At 45.1% G+C, this 19,459-nt stretch carries 17 protein-coding genes and 1 riboswitch; of the genes, 8 read left to right on the top strand and 9 right to left on the bottom strand.

Annotation, left to right across the window (positions count from 1 at the left end; all coding sequences use genetic code 11):
- The first annotated feature begins 11 nt into the window (after window positions 1-11).
- The 5 genes from ACED53_RS08620 (at window position 12) to dapD (ending at window position 4,610) form a co-directional block, all read left to right on the top strand.
- Complete coding sequence (locus ACED53_RS08620; protein ID WP_004735185.1) at window positions 12-305, top strand: YebG family protein; 294 nt, start codon at window positions 12-14, stop codon at window positions 303-305.
- 154 nt (window positions 306-459) lie between these two features.
- Window positions 460-543, top strand: a riboswitch (Fluoride riboswitch).
- 194 nt (window positions 544-737) lie between these two features.
- Window positions 738-1,430: an iron-sulfur cluster assembly scaffold protein gene (locus ACED53_RS08615; RefSeq protein ID WP_009848349.1), complete on the top strand. Its 693-nt coding sequence runs from the start codon at window positions 738-740 to the stop codon at window positions 1,428-1,430.
- Between the two features lie 23 nt (window positions 1,431-1,453).
- A complete protein-coding gene (locus ACED53_RS08610; RefSeq protein ID WP_017098031.1) occupies window positions 1,454-2,443 on the top strand; it encodes a GGGtGRT protein in 990 nt (329 codons plus the stop codon).
- 229 nt (window positions 2,444-2,672) lie between these two features.
- The gene (locus ACED53_RS08605; protein ID WP_017101891.1) at window positions 2,673-3,314 is read left to right on the top strand and encodes a MarC family protein; all 642 of its coding nucleotides are present in this window, start codon (window positions 2,673-2,675) and stop codon (window positions 3,312-3,314) included.
- 264 nt (window positions 3,315-3,578) lie between these two features.
- Window positions 3,579-4,610, top strand: coding sequence for a 2,3,4,5-tetrahydropyridine-2,6-dicarboxylate N-succinyltransferase (gene dapD / locus ACED53_RS08600; RefSeq protein WP_017101890.1), 1,032 nt, complete (start codon window positions 3,579-3,581; stop codon window positions 4,608-4,610).
- Between the two features lie 118 nt (window positions 4,611-4,728).
- Here the strand turns inward: dapD and ACED53_RS08595 are convergent, their stop codons facing one another.
- Window positions 4,729-5,262: a DUF3332 domain-containing protein gene (locus ACED53_RS08595; protein WP_017101931.1), complete on the bottom strand. Its 534-nt coding sequence runs from the start codon at window positions 5,260-5,262 to the stop codon at window positions 4,729-4,731.
- A 253-nt stretch (window positions 5,263-5,515) separates the two neighbouring features.
- Window positions 5,516-9,427: a phosphoribosylformylglycinamidine synthase gene (gene purL, locus ACED53_RS08590; RefSeq protein ID WP_017101930.1), complete on the bottom strand. Its 3,912-nt coding sequence runs from the start codon at window positions 9,425-9,427 to the stop codon at window positions 5,516-5,518.
- Window positions 9,428-9,756: 329 nt separating this feature from the next.
- Between purL and mltF the strand changes: the two genes are divergently transcribed.
- Together mltF and ACED53_RS08580 are read left to right on the top strand one after the other, a co-directional pair.
- Window positions 9,757-11,325: a membrane-bound lytic murein transglycosylase MltF gene (gene mltF, locus ACED53_RS08585; RefSeq protein ID WP_032499474.1), complete on the top strand. Its 1,569-nt coding sequence runs from the start codon at window positions 9,757-9,759 to the stop codon at window positions 11,323-11,325.
- A gap of 292 nt (window positions 11,326-11,617) precedes the next feature.
- Window positions 11,618-11,752, top strand: a complete 135-nt coding sequence (locus ACED53_RS08580; RefSeq protein ID WP_010438952.1) for a hypothetical protein — start codon at window positions 11,618-11,620, stop codon at window positions 11,750-11,752.
- 61 nt (window positions 11,753-11,813) lie between these two features.
- On the opposite strand, the gene tadA is transcribed toward ACED53_RS08580, so the two are convergent.
- From tadA to ACED53_RS08545, 7 genes are all read right to left on the bottom strand, one after another.
- Window positions 11,814-12,452: a tRNA adenosine(34) deaminase TadA gene (tadA, locus tag ACED53_RS08575; protein WP_017101928.1), complete on the bottom strand. Its 639-nt coding sequence runs from the start codon at window positions 12,450-12,452 to the stop codon at window positions 11,814-11,816.
- Window positions 12,453-12,528: 76 nt separating this feature from the next.
- Complete coding sequence (locus ACED53_RS08570) at window positions 12,529-13,818, bottom strand: hemolysin family protein (protein ID WP_012603343.1); 1,290 nt, start codon at window positions 13,816-13,818, stop codon at window positions 12,529-12,531.
- Window positions 13,819-14,049: 231 nt separating this feature from the next.
- Window positions 14,050-15,612 carry an AbgT family transporter gene (locus ACED53_RS08565; protein WP_012603342.1) on the bottom strand — a complete coding sequence of 521 codons (1,563 nt, stop codon included), beginning with the start codon at window positions 15,610-15,612 and terminating at the stop codon, window positions 14,050-14,052.
- A gap of 297 nt (window positions 15,613-15,909) precedes the next feature.
- On the bottom strand, window positions 15,910-16,359 hold the full coding sequence (locus ACED53_RS08560) for a prepilin-type N-terminal cleavage/methylation domain-containing protein (RefSeq protein WP_017101927.1): 450 nt from the start codon (window positions 16,357-16,359) through the stop codon (window positions 15,910-15,912).
- Window positions 16,349-17,659, bottom strand: a complete 1,311-nt coding sequence (locus ACED53_RS08555) for a hypothetical protein (protein WP_017101926.1) — start codon at window positions 17,657-17,659, stop codon at window positions 16,349-16,351. The genes ACED53_RS08560 and ACED53_RS08555 overlap by 11 nt, the downstream gene beginning before the upstream one ends.
- On the bottom strand, window positions 17,656-18,288 hold the full coding sequence (locus ACED53_RS08550; protein ID WP_009848335.1) for a PilW family protein: 633 nt from the start codon (window positions 18,286-18,288) through the stop codon (window positions 17,656-17,658). Before ACED53_RS08550 ends, ACED53_RS08555 begins: the two co-directional genes overlap by 4 nt.
- Entirely contained in the window at window positions 18,269-18,775 is a 507-nt protein-coding gene (locus ACED53_RS08545) for a GspH/FimT family pseudopilin (RefSeq protein ID WP_017101925.1), read from the bottom strand. The genes ACED53_RS08550 and ACED53_RS08545 overlap by 20 nt, the downstream gene beginning before the upstream one ends.
- Before the next feature lie 51 nt (window positions 18,776-18,826).
- Between ACED53_RS08545 and ACED53_RS08540 the strand changes: the two genes are divergently transcribed.
- Window positions 18,827-19,309 (top strand): type IV pilin protein, encoded by a 483-nt coding sequence (locus ACED53_RS08540; protein WP_009848333.1) that lies wholly within the window; start codon window positions 18,827-18,829, stop codon window positions 19,307-19,309.
- Window positions 19,310-19,459 lie beyond the last annotated feature (150 nt).

The raw sequence follows: 19,459 nt of genomic DNA, 5'->3' as shown, positions 1-19,459 counted from the left end.
GAGGATTAACCATGGCTGTTATCGTCAAGTACGTGGTCGAACGCAACGGAGAAGAGAAAATGACTTTTACCTCTAAAGCCGAAGCTGACGCATACGACAAAATGCTGGATATGGCTGATGAGCTTTTTGAACTATTAAGCAAAAGCGATTTAGTTGAAGATGAAGGCAAGCAAGAAGAGCTTGCTATGTACCTAGCGAAGAACAAAGAAGAAGTTCTTTACGCATTAGGTGCTAAGCGTAAACCAGCTCCGAAAAAAGAAAAGAAGCTTGAAGCTGTTGAAGACGCAGAAGAAGATGCCGCTTAATTAGCTGAAGTTTTCTAAAAAACGTCAATAATGTCTCTAATCAGAGCTCGTTATTGGCGTTTTTTTATACTTATCGAAATATAATGAACTCTGTTTATAGTCGAAATCGCTCTAAACATTCGCTTGCACAAAAGTGTGATTAAGATCTAATCTATAGCCATCAGGTGATGGGGTTCCACCTAAGCTTTTGCTTCAACCGCCCGTTCTTTTGAACCGTGCTAATGACTCCTACAGAATCGAAAACAGGTAATACTGTTGGATGTATCGCTACTCCTCCATTTTGGAATGGACTTAGTCTATTAAGACCGAGCTTCATGACACCTTTGGATGATCGATACTCAAGATCTGTAGTGAATTAGCCACACCTCTTCCAACACGTCCTGTTTTCTCAACGCCCTAGGTCTTAAATGGCTCTATCAGTGAGAAAACATTATGCACTACTCTTCAGAAATTCAATCAATGTGCCCTATTCAAAGGGGTGATCTTCACACTTCAGCTCCAATTCCAGTTGAAGGTGCTATGGTTAGTCCAAAAGATGTCATCGCTATTTCTGGTTTAAGCCATGGCGTCGGCACTTGTGCACCACAACAAGGTGCAGCAAAACTAACGCTGAACGTAAAAAACGGCATCATCGAAGAAGCGCTAATCGAAACGATTGGTTGTTCAGGCATGACTCAATCAGCCGCGATGGCAGCCGAAATCCTCACAGGAAGAACCATTCTTGAAGCTCTGAATACTGACTTGGTGTGTGACGCTATTAACGTAGCCATGCGTGAAATCTTTCTGCAATTCGTTTACGGTCGAACTCAATCCGCATTCTCTGAAGGCGGCCTAGAAATTGGCGCAGCATTGGAAGACTTAGGTCAAACACAACGTAGCCAAGTAGGCACCAGCTATTCAACCTCAGCGAAAGGCGTTCGTTACCTAGAGCTTGCAGAAGGCTACGTGACCAAGCTTGCACTTGATGATCACAGCGAAGTGATTGGCTACGAATATCTCAACCTCGGCAAAATGATGAAGGCGATTAACCAAGGCATGCCAGCTAATGAAGCTGCTGACCTTGCGACGGGGACTTATGGTCGCTTCGATGAAGCCGTTACCACCATTAACCCACGCCAACACTAATTTTGCCAATTTAGAGGAAAGATATGATGAACACTCAATTTAATGAATCGGTAACTCGCGTATTGGCAGAAATGAACTTCGACTCTTTAGAGCAAGCGAACCAATACTGCAAAGCCCACAACGTTGATCCAAAAGCCTTGGTGATGGACACCCAGCCTATCGCTTTTGAAAGCGCTGCCGATGCTTATATCCTTGGTTCAGCACTGGCGCTATTTCGCAAAGCCACCAGCGCAGAACAAGCAGCGAATATCATTGGTGAAGGCCTTCAAGCATTCACCAAACCCGGCAGTGTTGCTGAGCAACGCCAGGTCGGTATTGGCCACGGTGCATTGGCTGCACGTCTTCTCAATGAAGAGAGTCACTGCTTTGCTTTCCTTGCGGGCCATGAATCTTTTGCTGCTGCAGAAGGTGCGATTAAAATCGCACTCAACGTCAACAAATCACGTCACAACCCATTGAAGGTAATACTCAATGGTCTAGGTAAAGATGCGGCTTACTTAATTTCTCGCATCAATGGTTTTACCTATGTTCGCACTCAGTACGATTACCAAACAGGTGAGCTTGTTGAAACAGAACGCCGCCGCTTCTCACAAGGCCCTCGCGGAGAGATCTTGTGTTACGGCGCTGATGATGTACGTGAAGGCGTGGCAATCATGCACAGAGAAGAAGTGGATGTGAGTATTACGGGTAACTCAACTAACCCAACGCGCTTCCAACACCCTGTTGCAGGTATCTACAAAGCAGAACGTACTCGCCAAGGTTTACCTTACTTCTCAGTTGCTTCAGGCGGCGGTACAGGTAGAACATTGCACCCAGATAACGTGGCAGCAGGCCCAGCGTCTTACGGCATGACAGATACCATGGGCAGAATGCACGCTGATGCTCAGTTCGCAGGTAGCTCTTCTGTCCCTGCTCACGTGGCAATGATGGGCTTCATCGGTATGGGTAACAACCCAATGGTCGGTGCGACGGTTGCATTGGCTGTAGCAGTAAGCGAATCTCAAAACGCATAACGACAACGTTGAGCGCCACGATCTATCCATAGAATAGAGTCAGTTAACTGAGAAACAAGCAATAACAGACGACCAAAACTCTACACCTATCACTAAAACCAAACAGCCAGCCTTATGCTGGCTGTTTTTTATTCACACTTACTCTACTATCTATTTCTAATAATTATTTATATCTAAGATTAAATACACAAACCATTTGTATTTAACTACATCTTTTCAAAGGAATAATATGAAAGAGCTCATCATTCATACCATTACCGTGTTCATGGGCTTTTTTGCCATCATGAACCCAATAGCTAATACGCCAATTTTTCTTGGATTAACCGGTGACAATGACAGGGAAACCGTTAAATCTATCGCTTTCCGTTCAGTGTTTATCGCATTCATCATCGTCAGTACTTTTGCACTCTCTGGCAAACTGATCTTTGACCTCTTTGGTATCACGCTGTACGCACTGCGCATCACAGGCGGCATTTTGGTCTTTTTGATTGGTTTCCACATGCTGCAAGGTGATTCAACACACGCCAAAGCAAAAGAGAAAGTGAACTCAGACGCCCAGAAAGACGCTGCTCTAAGTATCGCCGTCTCACCACTTGCAATGCCAATTCTCGCTGGCCCCGGCACCATTGCCACTGCGATGAACTTTGCCAGTACCGAGGGGGTCTATGAAACCATCATAACCATCGTCGCTTTCGGCCTACTATGTACCTTAACCTATATCTTATTTGTATTCGGCGAACGCTTCGTTAAAGCTGTCGGACCAAGTGCATTGAACGTGATAACCCGAATGATGGGTTTAATACTCGCCGTTATCGGTATGCAGATGTTGATTGAAGGGATTGAGCAGGCTTATAAAGCGCTATTTATTTAAAGAGTGTTGTTCATTTAAAGAACGTTGGTTATCTAACTTTGATATCAAATTTTGTTGAATTGCATCATTTTCTCATTGCAGAAAACTATCTCCAGAAAGACAAGCAATATCATTTTACAGACTTTATCCCAATGCGCCCTTTCATAACGAGGGCGCTCTCTTTATGATGAACGCAATTAAATTAACTTTGCTAACGGCAGCGCTTGTTATTCGAGCCGTTGTTTTGGAATAGCAAAATCAAGACTCAACACATGGAGATTCAACATGGCTTACTTTTCACTAGCCTTCGGTACGGCAACCAAAAATCGCGACAATAAAATCATTGAAGCGTTCTTCCCTAACCCACTTCTAAACCCAAGCGACGCTCTTATAGCGGCTGTGGCAGAAGTATCAGGTTACTCTGAAGGCAACCAAGCTATCGAAATCTCTGCTGCACAAAGCGCAGAACTGGCGAAGGCATTCGCAGCAAACGATGATGCAGCTAACGCATCTTTCGCAGAAAAAGCGGCAGCATCTGAGCAACCACTTGTTCTTGTTGTTCTTGCGACTGACGAGAAGCCAGCATCGGTTGCTGAAGGCTTCCTTAAGCTACAACTTATCTCTAACCGCCTAGTTCAACCGCACGGTACAGTACTAGACGGTATCTTCGGTCTACTGCACAACATCGCATGGACTAACGAAGGTCCAATCGATCTTCCTGAGCTGGCTGAGCGTCAAATCGAAGCTCGCCTAGCTGGTCGCGCTCTATCTGTAGATTGCGTAGACAAGTTCCCTAAAATGGTGGATTACGTAGTACCAACAGGTATTCGTATTGCTGATACTTCTCGTGTTCGTCTTGGCGCACATGTGGGTGAAGGCACAACAGTAATGCACGAAGGTTTCATCAACTTCAATGCTGGTACAACTGGCGTGAGCATGGTTGAAGGTCGTATCTCTGCGGGTGTTGTTGTAGGTAACGGTTCAGACATTGGCGGCGGCGCTTCTATCATGGGTACTCTGTCTGGTGGCGGTACTATGGTTATCTCTATCGGCGAAAACTGCCTACTAGGCGCAAACGCGGGTCTTGGCTTCCCTATGGGCGACCGTTGCACGGTTGAATCTGGTCTTTACGTGACTGCGGGTACTAAGGTTCGCATGCTAGATAAAGAAGGCAACGAGGTAGAAATCATTAAAGCTCGCGATCTAGCTGGCGTTTCTGATCTTCTGTTCCGTCGTAACTCAATCACTGGCCAAATTGAATGTCTTGCGAACAAGTCTGCTGTTGAACTAAACAGCGAGCTACACAGCAACAACTAATCTAAGCGCTAAATGCTAAATGCTAAATGCTAAATGCTAAATGCTAAATGCTAAAAAGTACGAAGCCGTTGGGGTTAAATCCAACGGCTTTTCTTTTATATCTGCAGATCAGAGTAGGTTATGCTTTCTCTGCGGCTAGCTGCTCAAGAGCTTGAATAGAAGTCTCTGAAACTAGTGTGCCATCCATGTAGTAGCTGACCTTGTCACCATCACGAATGCCTGTCAGTACTGCTTTTTGACCATCGTTGTAAGTAATGTCCATACGAATGGTATTTTCATCAATTTGTTGCATTTCGCCTTGTTCGATATGGCGATTATTGAAGCCAAGTGGTGCATCTTTCAGTGAATCATCAAGGCTATCGTTCACATCAATCATGGTATCGACTTTGCTATCAAAGATGTGGGGCGCGCCTGTAAGTGGGTTTTTACCCGCCCAGAATTCGATCGAGTTAAATACGATGTAATCGGCTGCGAATGTTAATGCGTAAACTGGAGCAAGCAAGAAGTTGACCCCTGCACGAGCGTAACGGTTATCTACAACCTCAACGTTGAACTTCATTAATTTACCAGTAACGGCGTTACTACCGACACACCCAGCTAACGACATGACAATCGCTGCCACTGCAACGGCTTTTGTGATTGTTGTTTTCATAGTTCCCTCTTATGCCACGATGATTGATTCAGTTTTTGCATAGCCAAACATGCACACATACAGAAATTCACGGCCTAACAAATTGATTCCATAACATTTAGCGTAGTGGAGATTTTTAGAACAGCAAACTGCAAACGTTAATTTTTCGCTCTGGTTCCTAAATTTTGAAAATAAAAAAAGCGCAGACCTTTCGATCTGCGCTTTTCATTTTTGCATAACCTAGCCTAGATTAATGCGGCTAGTAAGAAAGTGATTAACCCACATTCTTACGTGCGTTTTGGAACATACGCATCCAAGCGCCATTCTCGCCCCAACCTTCCGGAGACCAAGAGTTTGCAACCGTACGGAATACACGCTCTGGGTGCGGCATCATGATAGTCACACGGCCATCTGTCGTCGTTAAACCAGTGATAGCGTTTGGCGAACCGTTCGGGTTGTTCGGGTATTGCTGCGTTTGGTTACCGTTGTTATCAACGTAACGTAGAGCAACTGTACCTGAGTTTTCAATCGCGTTTAGGTGATCGTTGTCACGTACTTCTACGCGGCCTTCACCGTGAGAAACTGCGATTGGCATACGAGACCCTTCCATGCCGTTGAAGAATACAGAATCAGACTTCTGAACTTCAACTAGGCTGAAACGTGCTTCAAAACGCTCAGATTCGTTGCGAACGAAACGTGGCCAGTACTCAGCACCAGGGATTAGCTCGCGCAGGTTAGACAGCATCTGACAACCGTTACACACACCTAGAGAGAAGGTATCTTCACGCTTGAAGAAGTTTTCAAACTGGTCACGCGTAGAGTCGTTAAACAGAACCGACTTAGCCCAACCTTCACCAGCGCCTAGTACGTCACCGTAAGAGAAACCACCACAAGCCACAAGGCCGTTGTACTCTTCCAGTACCGCTTGACCCGTTAGGATGTCGCTCATGTGAATATCAGTTGCTTCGAAGCCTGCACGGTCAAATGCGGCTGCCATTTCAACGTGAGAGTTAACACCCTGCTCACGTAGAATCGCCATTTTAGGCTTAGCACCCTTATTTATCATAGGAGCGTTGATGAATGGTGCTGCGATGTCTTCGTTTACGTCAAAGCTCAGTTTCACGTTCAGACCTGGGTCTGAGTTGTCTTTCTTCGCTTCGTGCTCTTGGTCAGCACACATTGGGTTATCACGTAGACCTTGCATTTTATGCGTCGTCTCAGCCCAGATAGTACGTAGTTCAGTACGGTTACGTTCAATCACTACAGACTCGCCAGACTTAATCACTAGCTCATCAGAGGCTTCAACAGAACCGATTACGTGTGAACACGCTTCTAGACCGTTTGCTGCAAGAGTAGCAAGTACTGCGTCTAGGTCATCGTTGCGAACTTGGATTACAGCACCTAGCTCTTCGTTGAATAGTGCCGCAAGCGTATCTTCGCCTAACGCCGCAATATCAGCGTTAACACCACAGTGACCTGCGAACGCCATTTCAGCTAGCGTTACGAATAGACCACCATCGCCTTTATCGTGGTAAGCGACAACTTGGTCGTTCGCTACAAGTGCTTGAACGCCTTCGTAGAAACCTTTTAGTTGCGCTGCGTTGTCTACGTCTGCTGGCTTATCACCAAGCTGCTTGTAAACCTGTGCAAGTGCTGTCGCACCCATACGGTTTTTGCCGTTACCTAGGTCGATAAGAACTAGGCTTGTATTACCTTTGTCAGTACGCAGTTGAGGAGTGATTGTCTTACGAACATCTTCAACACGTGCGAACGCAGTGATAACAAGAGATAGCGGAGATGTGACTTCTTTCTGCTCGCCGTTCTCTTCCCACTTAGTCTTCATCGACATTGAGTCTTTACCCACTGGGATAGTTAGACCCAGAGCTGGACATAGTTCTTCACCAACCGCTTTAACCGCTTCGTAAAGACCTGCATCTTCACCTGGGTGACCTGCTGGAGACATCCAGTTAGCCGACAGTTTAATGTGTTTGATATCGCCGATGTTGGTCGCTGCGATGTTAGTAATTGCTTCACCAACCGCTAGACGAGCTGACGCGCCGAAATCTAGTAGTGCCACTGGCGTACGCTCACCAAGAGACATAGCCTCACCGTGGTAAGAGTCGTAGCTTGCCGCTGTTACTGCGCAGTTAGCAACAGGAACCTGCCATGGACCAACCATTTGGTCACGAGCTACAAGGCCTGTTACCGAGCGGTCACCGATGGTGATAAGGAATGTTTTCTCAGCGACTGTTGGCAAGCGAAGAACACGGTCAACCGCTTCGTTCATCTCGATGCCAGAACGGTCAATCGCAGGGTTGTTTGCTTTTAGCGTTTTCGCGTCACGGTGCATCTTAGGTGTTTTACCTAATAGGATGTCCATTGGCATGTCGATTGGCGTGTTGTCGAAGTGTGAATCTTCTAATTTCAGATCTCGTTCTTCAGTTGCTTTACCAACCACTGCGTACGGTGCACGTTCACGTTTACAAATCGCATCGAATGTTGCCATGTCTTTATCAGCAACCGCCATTACATAACGCTCTTGAGATTCGTTACACCAGATCTCAAGTGGGCTCATGCCCGGCTCATCGTTTGGCACGTCACGTAGGTTAAAGATACCGCCACGCTCGCCGTCGTCTACTAGCTCAGGAAGTGCATTCGAGATACCGCCCGCGCCCACATCGTGGATAAATGCGATTGGGTTCGCATCACCAAGCTGCCAACAACGGTCGATAACTTCCTGACAACGACGCTCCATCTCTGGGTTTTCACGTTGTACAGAAGCAAAATCTAAGTCTTCAGAAGAAGAACCAGAATCCATTGAAGATGCAGCACCGCCACCAAGGCCGATATTCATTGCTGGACCGCCAAGAACGATTAGGCTTGCACCTACTGGGATCTCTTTCTTCTGAACATGATCATCACGAATGTTACCTAGACCACCAGCCAGCATGATTGGCTTGTGGTAACCACGTACTTCTTCACCTGCGTGAGAGTTTACTTTCTCTTCGTAAGTACGGAAGTAACCTAATAGGTTTGGACGACCAAATTCGTTGTTGAATGCTGCGCCACCAAGAGGGCCTTCAAGCATGATATCCAAAGCAGTAACGATACGGCTCGGCTTACCAAAGTCAGTTTCCCAAGGTTGAACGAAGTTCGGAATTTTCAAGTTAGATACGGAGAAAGCAACCAGACCCGCTTTTGGCTTACCGCCAATACCAGTTGCGCCTTCATCGCGGATTTCACCGCCTGAACCTGTTGATGCACCCGGCCATGGAGAGATTGCTGTAGGGTGGTTGTGCGTTTCAACTTTCATCAAGATATGTGTTTTTTCTTGGTGGTAGTTGTACTGGCGAGTTTCTGGATCTGGGAAGAAACGACCCACTTCAGAACCTGTCATTACCGCTGCGTTATCTTTATAAGCAGACAGAACGTGCTCTGGTGTCGTTTCAAAGGTGTTCTTAATCATCTTGAACAATGATTTTTCTTGCTTAACGCCATCGATAGTCCAATCAGCGTTAAAGATCTTGTGACGACAATGCTCTGAGTTCGCTTGTGCAAACATCATGAGTTCGATGTCAGTCGGGTTACGACCTAGCTTCTCAGTGAAGCTTTCAAGAAGGTAATCAATTTCATCTTCTGCTAGCGCAAGACCTAAGGTAACGTTTGCTTCTTCAAGCGCTTTACGTCCGCCAGTTAGTAGGTCAACTTCCGCATAAGGAGCAGGCTCAGCAACAGTGAACAGTGCCGCCGCTGATTCGAAGTCAGTGAAAACCACTTCCATCATACGGTCGTGCAGAATGGCTTTCAGCTCAACAAGTTGAAGTTCAGAAAGTTCGGAAGAGGTTTCAATGTAGAAAGCAGTACCGCGCTCTAGACGTGACACTTTAGCCAGTCCGCAGTTGTGTGCGATATCTGTTGATTTTGAAGACCAAGGCGAGATAGTGCCCGGGCGTGGCGTTGCAAGCAGCAGTAAACCTTCAGGTTCATGCTCTTCAATCGTTGGACCGTAAGTCAGTAGCTTTTCTAGCTTCTCAACTTCAGACTCATCTAGGTCTGCCGTTAGATCAGCAAAGTGGGCAAACTCAGCGTAAATACCTGTTACAGGTAAGCTTAATTCACGACAAAGCTCTAAAAGCTTGTTAACACGAAACTCAGATAGAGCTGGGGAGCCACGCAAAATTCTCATGTGCTTAGGTCTCTTATGCAGTTGATTAAGGTAGTATTGGAATAAATTCAGTGGGTTATAGGAACAACCTAACTGTTTTCTTCGAAGCTATTCCCGAAGGTTGCCAAACCTATGCCGATTCCACCTCTTCAATGCGAGCGCATTATAAAGCATTTCTTTTTGTGACGTAACACCAAAAGCAACCGTTTGCGTTATTTTTTTTATCTTTATGCGTAAATGGTACTTTTGCTGCATTTATCAGCACTTTTACAACTGTTTAAATAAACCTGCTTTGCCAGCCTTGCGGGGTTTGGTATAAAGGGGCTTCCACTTTTCGAGATTTCATTTTGATGCCTAAATTTACGCTCATCTTTTCGTCTAAGTTCCTTCTGCTTGCCATTGCCCTAGTTGGGTTGGCTGGATGCCAGATTGAGTCAGAACCTAAAAGTGTCCTTGAGCAGATACGAGAGCGAGGCGTTCTTCGCGTCGGCACCCTAAATAACCAACTCTCTTATTACATTGGTCCCGATGGCCCTGCTGGTTTGGATTACGAGTTAGCTCGTGAATTTGCGCAGGAGCTTGGTGTACAGCTTGAGATTAAACCCGCTTACCGTTTATCCGGCCTCTTTCCAGCCTTAAAGAAAGGCGAGATCGATCTTATCGCGACAGGGTTAACGCAAAACAATAACCTGACACGCGCTTATCGCGCTGCGCCCGCCTATTACTATGTAAGCCAGCAAGTGGTGTATAGAAAAGGACAGTGGCGCCCAAGAAACCTTCAACAACTGATCAAGTTCGAGAATAAGCGTCAAGCTGATTTCGTAAAAGCACAAACTGAATCAGAAGAGCCGGCATCTACCGAAACATTGACGCCATCTTTGGTGGTAGTGAAGGACTCACATTTTGAGCCAACGCTAAAACAGATCCAGAACAAGCACGATGACTTTATCTACGATGCAATAGGTAATGCTGACATCAATGACCTGCTAAAAGAAGTCTCTACTGGTGAACGCTTGTTTACTGTTGCGGACTCGATTGAGTTGTCACTCGCACAGCGTTTGTACCCAGACGTCGCTTTGGCATTTGAGCTGACAGAAGACCAACCTATCTCTTGGTATTTACAGAAATCTGAAGATGAAAGCCTTTATGCATTACTGATTGAGTTCTTTGGTAACCTAAAACAGTCTGGTGAACTGGCTTCACTGGAAGAAAAATACATCGGCCATATCGGCACTTTTGATTACGTTGATACTCGTGCATTTATCCGCGCATTGGATAGCAAGCTGCCAAAATGGTCGCCGCTATTTCAGAAATATTCTCAAGAATTTGACTGGCGCTTGATTGCCGCTTTAGCATACCAAGAGTCACACTGGAATCCTGTCGCACGCTCTCCAACCGGTGTTCGAGGCATGATGATGCTGACACTGCCTACGGCGAAGAGCGTTGGTGTAACCAATCGTCTCGATCCGAAACAGTCGGTACAAGGCGGTGTTGAATACCTGCGTCGTATCGTGAATCGAGTACCAGATTCAATCACCCAACACGAGAAGATCTGGTTTGCGCTTGCCTCATATAACGTAGGTTACGGGCACATGATGGATGCTCGTCGCTTAACCAAAGCACAAGGCGGTGATCCTGATGCTTGGGGTGATGTGAAAGACAGGCTTCCTCTGCTAAGACAGAAGAAGTACTACAGCAAAACTCGTTACGGGTATGCGCGTGGTGATGAAGCAAGGAATTACGTTGAGAACATTCGCCGTTATTATCAGAGCATTATTGGCCATGTAAATAAGCGTAATAAAGAGGAAGAAGCGAGCCTTGAAGGTTTGGTAGTTATCCCACCTCTAGAGGTTTCAGATGCTGAATCAACAATCAGTGAGGCTGAATCCGCAGTGAACGACGCTGAGTCTTCCAAGTAAAAGAAAAAGAGCAATGCCATTTAGCATTGCTCTTTTTTATTGCATCACGATAAATGACCAAAACAAACAAAACGCCTGCGATATCCAGAGTGTCATATTGCAGTAACAATCGAACTTTATAACGTCACACCATAAGCGACATAATGCTCTGTTGCATTCAGCTCTTAGCCATCACGATAGTGGTTCAGAAAGCCAACGCTAAGTTCGTGGCAAAGCTTATAAGCAAATAACCACTATAATTAAAACTGAAGTCATACTTACAAAGCCAGACGACAAATAGGAAATCGTTGAAATGATGAAGAACAAACTGAAATCGAAACGCCTTGATAAGACCGTTGCTGCCAACCGGCGTAAGCGTATGCTTTCAAATAATAAGAAGAAGATCATTTGGCGCAACCGTGCTTTCATGCAGATGATTGCTGAGTAAAAGTAATGACCAACTAAGTTTGCTTGACACTCTTATGATTGAGAGTGCCGAAAGATCGCTGCTATTTTTTGTTACAGACCTTGTTCTTGTTACTGACCTTATTCTTATTACTTGCCTTGTCAGATTCTAAACGCTGCTCTTCCTGCAAACGCTCAAGCTTTCGCTTCTCTTTGATCTCTTTTCTACGGCGCTTAAAAAACGCCTGTAATTGTTCACGACACTCTTCCTCTAACAAACCATGCTCAACATCGGCATAGTGGTATGAGGCTTGGCTTTCAAAGAGATTCAATACCGTACCCGCCGCACCCGCTTTTAAGTCTGGAGCACCAAACACAATGCGCTTTACTCGGCTGTGTAATAAGGCACCCGCGCACATTGGGCACGGTTCTAAGGTGACATACAAGGTGGTATCAAGTAAGCGATAGTTTTCCAAGGCTTGACCTGCTTTACGCAAGGTTTCGATTTCTGCATGTGCGGTTGCATCGTGGCAGCCAATCGAGCGGTTCCATCCTTCAGAGATAACCTCCCCATCTTTCACTAGAACAGCACCAACGGGAACCTCTCCCTCTTTTTCTGCTTGCTTAGCTACCTCGATGGCGCGTCGCATGAAGATTTCATCTTGAGGGCTGAATTGATGGTCTGACAAAGGGATCTCCAGAAAACAAAGGATAAAAACGAAAATAGGTATGCGGTGAAGCATACCTAATCTTCGTGATAATGAACAATAAAGAGATAAGAGGCAATGAACAATCGCCGCTTACTGATTAGGCGGATCGCTAGCTATTGGCGCCTTCTATGTCATCGGCTATTTGCGTCGCTTTGATACTCACAATGCGATTGTTCTCAACAGAGATAACTTCAAACTGCCACTGCTGGTATTGAACAACTTCACCTGCATCAGGTAAGCGCCCTATTAACCAAGTCACTAGGCCATTCAACGTTTGGAAGCTCTCGCTTTCACCCTCAAAATCCGACAGCTCTAAGCGGTTTTTCAGTTCACTGATAGGAATCAATCCATCCACCAGCAATCCATCTTCCACTTGCTCTGTCCAAAGATCTTTAGGGTTGTTCGATAACTCACCAGCAATCGCCTCTAGGATATCGTAATGAGTCACAAGGCCTTGAACATCGCCATATTCATCAACAATGAATGCCATCTCTGTACCCGACTCTTTAAAATAGCCAAGCAGACGTAAAGCCTTCATCGATTCTGGAACATAGATCGGAGAGCGAGATAGCCCCATGATCACTTGAATATTTAAATTGCCCGCCTGATTCAATAAGGCTTTGGCTGACACCGTACCGACCACTTTATTTAGGTGGTCTTGGCACAATGGAAACACACTATGCTTTGAACTGCGCAGCTTTTTAAATATCTGCTCAACCGGTTGGCTAATATCCAGAAAGTCGACGTCTCGACGTGGCGTCATCAACGAGCTCACCAAACGGTCATCAAGCTGTAAGATATTGCGAATCATCTCTTGCTCGCCACGTTCAATCACACCAGATTCCGAGCCTTCTTTCACGAGTGCATGAATATCATCTTCCGTCACACTGTCTTCTTCGCCACCACGTCCCATTAACTTGAGAATACCTTCCGTAGAAGCAGACAACGCAAACACAAACGGCGTCGCAATTTTAGATAACCAGAAGATAGGCAGCGCGACTAGCACAGCAATGTTTTCAGCTTGAGATTGAGCAAAACGTTTTGGCACTAGCTCACCTACAACAATCGCGAAGTAAGTAATACCCACAACGACTACCGTGGTAGACAGGATATTCGCTTGTGTTGGATCGAGTCCCCACAGTTCAAGTTGAACGGCCAGTGGAGCAGAAAGCGTCGCCTCACCCACAATACCGCTGAGTAGGCCGATTACCGTAATACCGATTTGAATGGTTGAAAGGAAGCGGGTTGGATTTTCTTTGAGCTCAAGAGCAACCTGAGCGGAGCGATGTTTTTCGGCTAAGCGTTTCAGCCGACTATTCTTTGCTGCTACCAGTGCAATCTCTGACATGGCAAACAGACCATTTAAAACAATTAACCCTACTAAAAGCAGAATCTTCATGTGGCTTGGATTTCCTAAATTTACCGGCCAACAATTAGCCGTAATCCGGAGTATAAGCTGAGTGCCTTTATTTTGAATATAAAAAGTTTTGGATATAGAAAGTTTGGGATATAAAAAGTCTTGGCTATAAAAATATTGGATAAAAAAAACAGAAAAAAATAGCAAAAAAAAGCCCGCACATTTCGGTGCGGGCTTAGCAATGAATAAAGCTTAATTTTGCTTAGTTCAATCTTACATTGTGTAAGTGTAAGGAGCTTGGATACCTAGCGGGATACCAAGAGCCCAGTAACCTAGCAAGAAGATAGACCAACCGATTAGCATAGCAATCGAGAATGGCATCATTAGAGAAGCTAGAGTACCGATACCTGTCGACTTAACGTAACGTTGACAGTAAACAACAACCAGTGGGAAGAACACCATCAGTGGAGAGATGATGTTAGACACTGAATCGCCTACACGGTAAGCCGCTTGAGATAGCTCAGGAGAGATACCCACAACCATTAACATAGGAACTAAGATAGGACCAATAAGAGCCCACTTTGCTGAAGCTGAACCTACAAGAAGGTTAACTGAAGCCGTTAGTAGAATCATACCAACAACCGTTGCTTCACCAGGAAGATCCATTGCTTTCAAGCCTTCAGCACCGTAAAGCGCCAGCATAGTACCGATGTTTGATTGAGCAAATGCTGATAGGAACTGAGCACAGAAGAACGACATTACAATGTATGCGCCCATCGTTGCCATCGTCTCAGACATTGCTTTGATAACATCATTACTATTCTTGAAGGTACCCGCTACACGGCCGTAGACGATACCCGGAATAATAAACAGGATGAAGATCAGAGGAACGATAGACTTCATTACTGGTGCTGAGAACGCCGTTAGTTCGCCTTCTGGTGAACGAAGTGCTGAGTTTTCAGGCATTAGAGCCGCGATAAGCAGACCAATACCGGCAACCATTGCCCAACCAGCGAATTTGAATGCTTTAGATTCAATGGCTGTAAACGTACCTAGATCAGGTGCTTGTTCTGCATCTTCATCGACAGGCGTATTAGCAAGACGAGGCTCGATGATTTTCTCTGTAACGTACCAACCAATTGCCACAATTAGAATTGAAGACAAACCAGTAAAAAAGATGTTCGCTAGAGGGTTGATCACGTATGCAGGGTCAAGAACGTTTGCCGCTGTTTGAGTGAAACCTGCGAGTAGCGGATCAATACCTGAAGGAATGAAGTTCGCTGAGAAACCACCTGATACACCAGCAAACGCTGCTGCAATACCCGCTAGAGGGTGACGACCCGCTGCGTGGAAGATGATACCGCCAAGAGGGATTACTAGAACGTAACCTGCATCTGCTGCTGTGTGAGACACGATAGCAACAAGAATTAGCATTGGCGTTAGTAGCTTAGCTGGCGTGAAGTTAAGCATCTTCTTAAGGCCAGTCGTAATGAAGCCTGAAGAGTCAGCAACGCCAACACCTAGCATAGCAACAAGTACGATGCCTAGCGGTGCGAAGCCTGTGAACGTGGTAACCATATTCGCTAGGAAGCTAGCAAGCGCTTCACCAGTAAGTAGGTTGTTTACTTCAAGAGCAGCACCCGTTTGAGGGTTGATTAAGTCGAATGAAAGATTCGATAAAAGTGCAGATGCTACCCATACAATAACTAGAGCCCAGAAGAACAGAATTGCTGGATCTGGAATTTTGTTGCCGGCGCGTTCAATGAAGTTTAGAAAGCGGTCCATACCACTGATCTTCTCAGTCGATGGTGCTTTTTTTACGGCTTGGTTACTCATTGTAACTCCATATGTGATGTTGTTTGTTTAGGCCTAATATAAGTTTTGACCATGGCCTATTGGTACAGCACATATTCTATTAAAGTCGCTGTTAAAAAGCACAAGGTTCCACATCATTTTCCATAAATGGAGACATATTTTGCAAAAATACTGTACAACAGCAACAATATAAAAACACAAAAAACACCATTCCATATACAGAGTTTTAACTGGCACGTAAACAATGTCCGAGGAGTGAAAACTATCAGTAAAGGAGAAGCGTAGGGCTTGGCATGCAGTAAACGTTTGCTTAATAGATCAATCAAACTCACTGTATTTGGAGAGCATAGTTTCGAGGCGAATGCTTTGCGCACGGTTCATGCGATCTCGCCATGCAACAGTCACCGTAATGTTTTTCAAAGCGTGAGACAAGGCACCACTGGCATTTGTCACCTCACAGCTCATCGTATACCCAGAGCCCGACAAACCAGATAAAGGATCCGAACTTGTCGCATTGCGACAGTAGTCCGCTTGATTGAGATCCGTAAAAAGGATTAACCCTACAGCTCCCCCCACATCCGATACACGAGTTCGATAATACTCCATCTGCCTTTCAGCAAAATGAAGCGCTTCTACACTGTGCAACGCGTAATCCGATTTTTGTTCTGCATAGACCTGTAGCTTAACCAACCCTAGCGAAGCGATACCGATCAATAGAAAAGAGATCAGGACCTCTATCAAGCTAAAACCTGAATGTTTATAAGTCATTCCATGATCCCTTTTTCCATTTGGCTTTCAAAGGAACACTATGGGGGTTGTATTCGCCTGTGTAATCTAAGTTAATCGAACCTTGAATTGTCGATAACCCGCCAACTGAATCAAAGAACATCCCTCCCTTGGGAAAAAAAGAAGCAAATCCAATATAAACCGAATTGTTCTGCACTAAGCCGGCGATAGATATCGTATTTGGAACTTTGGCCCATAAGCCGCTCAATAGGTCCGTATCAACATCAGGGGAGGCTGGTTCGTCGTATATGCTCATATCATTTAGGTGATAAAAGGAACCATCAAACACACTTGCATTACCGTTCGCAACGATGCCATCTTGAATCACTAATGAACGTGGAGTAATAACACCGGGGATAGGTTCTACCACATTAATTGGTGGGTGATAGACCACGCAATCACCGATCACCCACACCTTATCTTTGCCACTAGTAAAGGCATGATTAATCGCTTGGCTACACTTATTACCTTGATACTTCCCATTGACTAAATCAATGTGCTTGGGGGGAGATACAGTCCTGTCAATGAGGTCAATCACATGATAATCACGCTTAATCTGGTCAATATTTTCTGGCGTTTTAGATACCCCAAAGTAATTAGAGAAAGTATCGATGGCTGGGTCAAATTTGAAATCTGATTGAAAAGCATTTGAAGGCAATGACCCAACTGAATCAATGGTTGCATTGCGGTTAATATCGGTTGTCGGTTGGCAAGACTCAAAGGTAGGAAAAGGAGGGAGACCGCCCGTAGGTGTGATTGTCTTCAGACGCCCGCCGCCTTGGTTTTTATAGATCACACTATCTAAGAACCGAACAGACACACATTCGTTAATACCACCGACCGCAGTAAGACTAATATCTGGGGTAATATCGATATTGTGATCAGAAATAAACTCCAAACTCGAATTGGTTTGCATCGCCCCTAGCCCCGACGAATTGTTAAAACTTATCTCTTTGTTGAGAGATAAATAGTGAGCACTCGACACCAATATATTCGGTGTTAGGTTATCTGATTTCAACGTAAGGACTTTCGACTGCTGACAGTGATTCATTAAATCATTGGGAATTGCCGTGAGATCATTTTCAGCTATATAGGTAAAACCACACTCCAACCCAGCCTCGGCGTTCCAATGAGCTTTGCGGACTTGAACTTCATTCTGCGCGACCTTAATTTGATGAAAAACGCTGCGATAGGTGCCCAAAGTAACAATTAAAGCACTCAACACTAAAACAGATGTGATTAACAACGTAGCCGCTCCAGCTTGCTGCTTTACCGAGGTCATTGCCAATTCCTTTGCTTAACGGTTATAGCGACGCCTTTAGAGATCCCAGCACTCGGAATTGACGCAACAATATTCAAATCAGTGAGCGTAGTGCTCACCCCATTTTTGCTCAACACTTGTGAGGATATTGATAAATCGTCGACGGAAATAATGCTATCGTCGAAAAGTGAGTAGCATGAGGTAACTTGATCATGGGCTAAAATGTTCCCTGGAGTAAGAACGCCCTTTTCACAAACTTTCAATCGAGTCCCCTCCTTTTTATACACGATATTCCTGTAATTTTTTCCGTCAGTTGATCCTTCTTTCAAATAGACGAACCCCACCTCAACACCACCGCTAACATGAATCGTATTAACGGCATCTAATAGCTTCAGGGATTCACCATTTGAACCATCGTAGCCTGCTCGTTGAATATCTTCTTTCATTACCTGCATCGTGCTCGTAAGGTTTTGCAGCAGCAATAGCTCAATGCCTTTATCTTTGGCTATTCTGTGCCCCGTCATAAATACGCTGCCGATAATAGCAATCGCGAATACACCAATAACGGAGGTGACCATCAGTTCAATGAGAGATGCGCCCTTTTGCTTTCGCAAGCTTCTACTGCGGGCCTTAGCAAGCATAGTAACCATACTGATCGCCTGATTCGCCGCACACTTTAATTCGCCCCGGAGGGCTAGATAGTTTAATCAAAAGCCGGTCGGTTGAAGCACTTTTAGGAGCCAAGTAAATCGTACCTCTGGCAGGCCTTCCTCTTACACTTTCAAAGCTGATTTTTGAGCCTGTATAGTTATGAGAAAACGATAAATCTCGAAACGGTTCTCCCGACAACATCAGCAATGTATCACCAGACAGATCTTCCGTAGGCTTCAACCATACTGTCCACTCCCCCGTAGATTGCTCTTCATTTTTAACCGTCGAAAAATGTACCCAGAGTTTTTGATTTCTTTTCACAGACTCAGACTTTGCCTGTACTAAGAAACCATTCAACTCCCCAGCAAGGCGCTGGATCTTGACTGTTTGGGTGACTGAACTAAAACTCGGAGCAGCCGTCGCTACCAATATCGACAGTATCGACACCGTTATTAACAGCTCTAATAAAGTAAACCCGCGAGTCATTTCCCAAATTCCTATGTAATCAGGTGCGTAAGCATATTTAATCTTGCACCGATGCTACCACCCGAGAAAAATGGACAGGGTTATGAAAGGAAACTACTCGTGAAGATTCGAATAAAAAGATGTAACAACAACAATTTAAGTATGAAAGGAATGACACTGATCGAATTATTGATCGCTGTTGCCATTGTAGGAGTACTCAGTGCAATAGCTTATCCAAGCTACACAAGCCATGTTTTAAAATCGCATCGAATGACAGCGATAGGAGATATGGCAAAAATCCAACTTGAACTTGAGAGTGCTTACGCCGGAAATTATGCCACGGCTGCTGGAAACATAGTTTCTGGAGGGACGTGCTCGTTTTGCGATACCGATACAAGCAGGTATACACTAACAATTTCGGCTAGCAGTACCTCATACTCCATTCAAGCTGAACCACACGCACCACAGACAAATGATGACTGCTTAGACTCACCGACTGATATTCTGGAGCTACATCACTCAGGTGTTTCAGAGCCTCAAGCGTGTTGGAAGTAATGTAGAAATCAGGAACCGCGTAAAATCTGAAGCCAAAGGTATAACATCACTTTGAAAACACTATCTTCAGACACAAAAAAACCTGCTACATGAGCTAATGCCGATCAGTTAAAGCCAAAGTGATCGGTTGAAGGATCCTTCCGAGCTGTC

Origin of the sequence: Vibrio sp. 1F169 (assembly GCF_041439605.1) — a bacterium.
In the GTDB taxonomy this organism is placed as follows: domain Bacteria; phylum Pseudomonadota; class Gammaproteobacteria; order Enterobacterales; family Vibrionaceae; genus Vibrio; species Vibrio tasmaniensis_A.
Note: the sequence above shows the minus strand (reverse complement) of the source record. Positions and strands in the feature narration are given on the sequence as shown.

Coding starts and splice junctions, on each gene's coding strand:
- ACED53_RS08620 (WP_004735185.1), top strand. CDS start 12: ATGGCTGTTATCGTCAAGTACGTGGTCGAACGCAACGGAGAAGAGAAA.
- ACED53_RS08615 (WP_009848349.1), top strand. CDS start 738: ATGCACTACTCTTCAGAAATTCAATCAATGTGCCCTATTCAAAGGGGT.
- ACED53_RS08610 (WP_017098031.1), top strand. CDS start 1,454: ATGATGAACACTCAATTTAATGAATCGGTAACTCGCGTATTGGCAGAA.
- ACED53_RS08605 (WP_017101891.1), top strand. CDS start 2,673: ATGAAAGAGCTCATCATTCATACCATTACCGTGTTCATGGGCTTTTTT.
- dapD (WP_017101890.1), top strand. CDS start 3,579: ATGGCTTACTTTTCACTAGCCTTCGGTACGGCAACCAAAAATCGCGAC.
- ACED53_RS08595 (WP_017101931.1), bottom strand. CDS start 5,262: ATGAAAACAACAATCACAAAAGCCGTTGCAGTGGCAGCGATTGTCATG.
- purL (WP_017101930.1), bottom strand. CDS start 9,427: ATGAGAATTTTGCGTGGCTCCCCAGCTCTATCTGAGTTTCGTGTTAAC.
- mltF (WP_032499474.1), top strand. CDS start 9,757: ATGCCTAAATTTACGCTCATCTTTTCGTCTAAGTTCCTTCTGCTTGCC.
- ACED53_RS08580 (WP_010438952.1), top strand. CDS start 11,618: ATGATGAAGAACAAACTGAAATCGAAACGCCTTGATAAGACCGTTGCT.
- tadA (WP_017101928.1), bottom strand. CDS start 12,452: ATGCTTCACCGCATACCTATTTTCGTTTTTATCCTTTGTTTTCTGGAG.
- ACED53_RS08570 (WP_012603343.1), bottom strand. CDS start 13,818: ATGAAGATTCTGCTTTTAGTAGGGTTAATTGTTTTAAATGGTCTGTTT.
- ACED53_RS08565 (WP_012603342.1), bottom strand. CDS start 15,612: ATGAGTAACCAAGCCGTAAAAAAAGCACCATCGACTGAGAAGATCAGT.
- ACED53_RS08560 (WP_017101927.1), bottom strand. CDS start 16,359: ATGACTTATAAACATTCAGGTTTTAGCTTGATAGAGGTCCTGATCTCT.
- ACED53_RS08555 (WP_017101926.1), bottom strand. CDS start 17,659: ATGACCTCGGTAAAGCAGCAAGCTGGAGCGGCTACGTTGTTAATCACA.
- ACED53_RS08550 (WP_009848335.1), bottom strand. CDS start 18,288: ATGGTTACTATGCTTGCTAAGGCCCGCAGTAGAAGCTTGCGAAAGCAA.
- ACED53_RS08545 (WP_017101925.1), bottom strand. CDS start 18,775: ATGACTCGCGGGTTTACTTTATTAGAGCTGTTAATAACGGTGTCGATA.
- ACED53_RS08540 (WP_009848333.1), top strand. CDS start 18,827: ATGCTACCACCCGAGAAAAATGGACAGGGTTATGAAAGGAAACTACTC.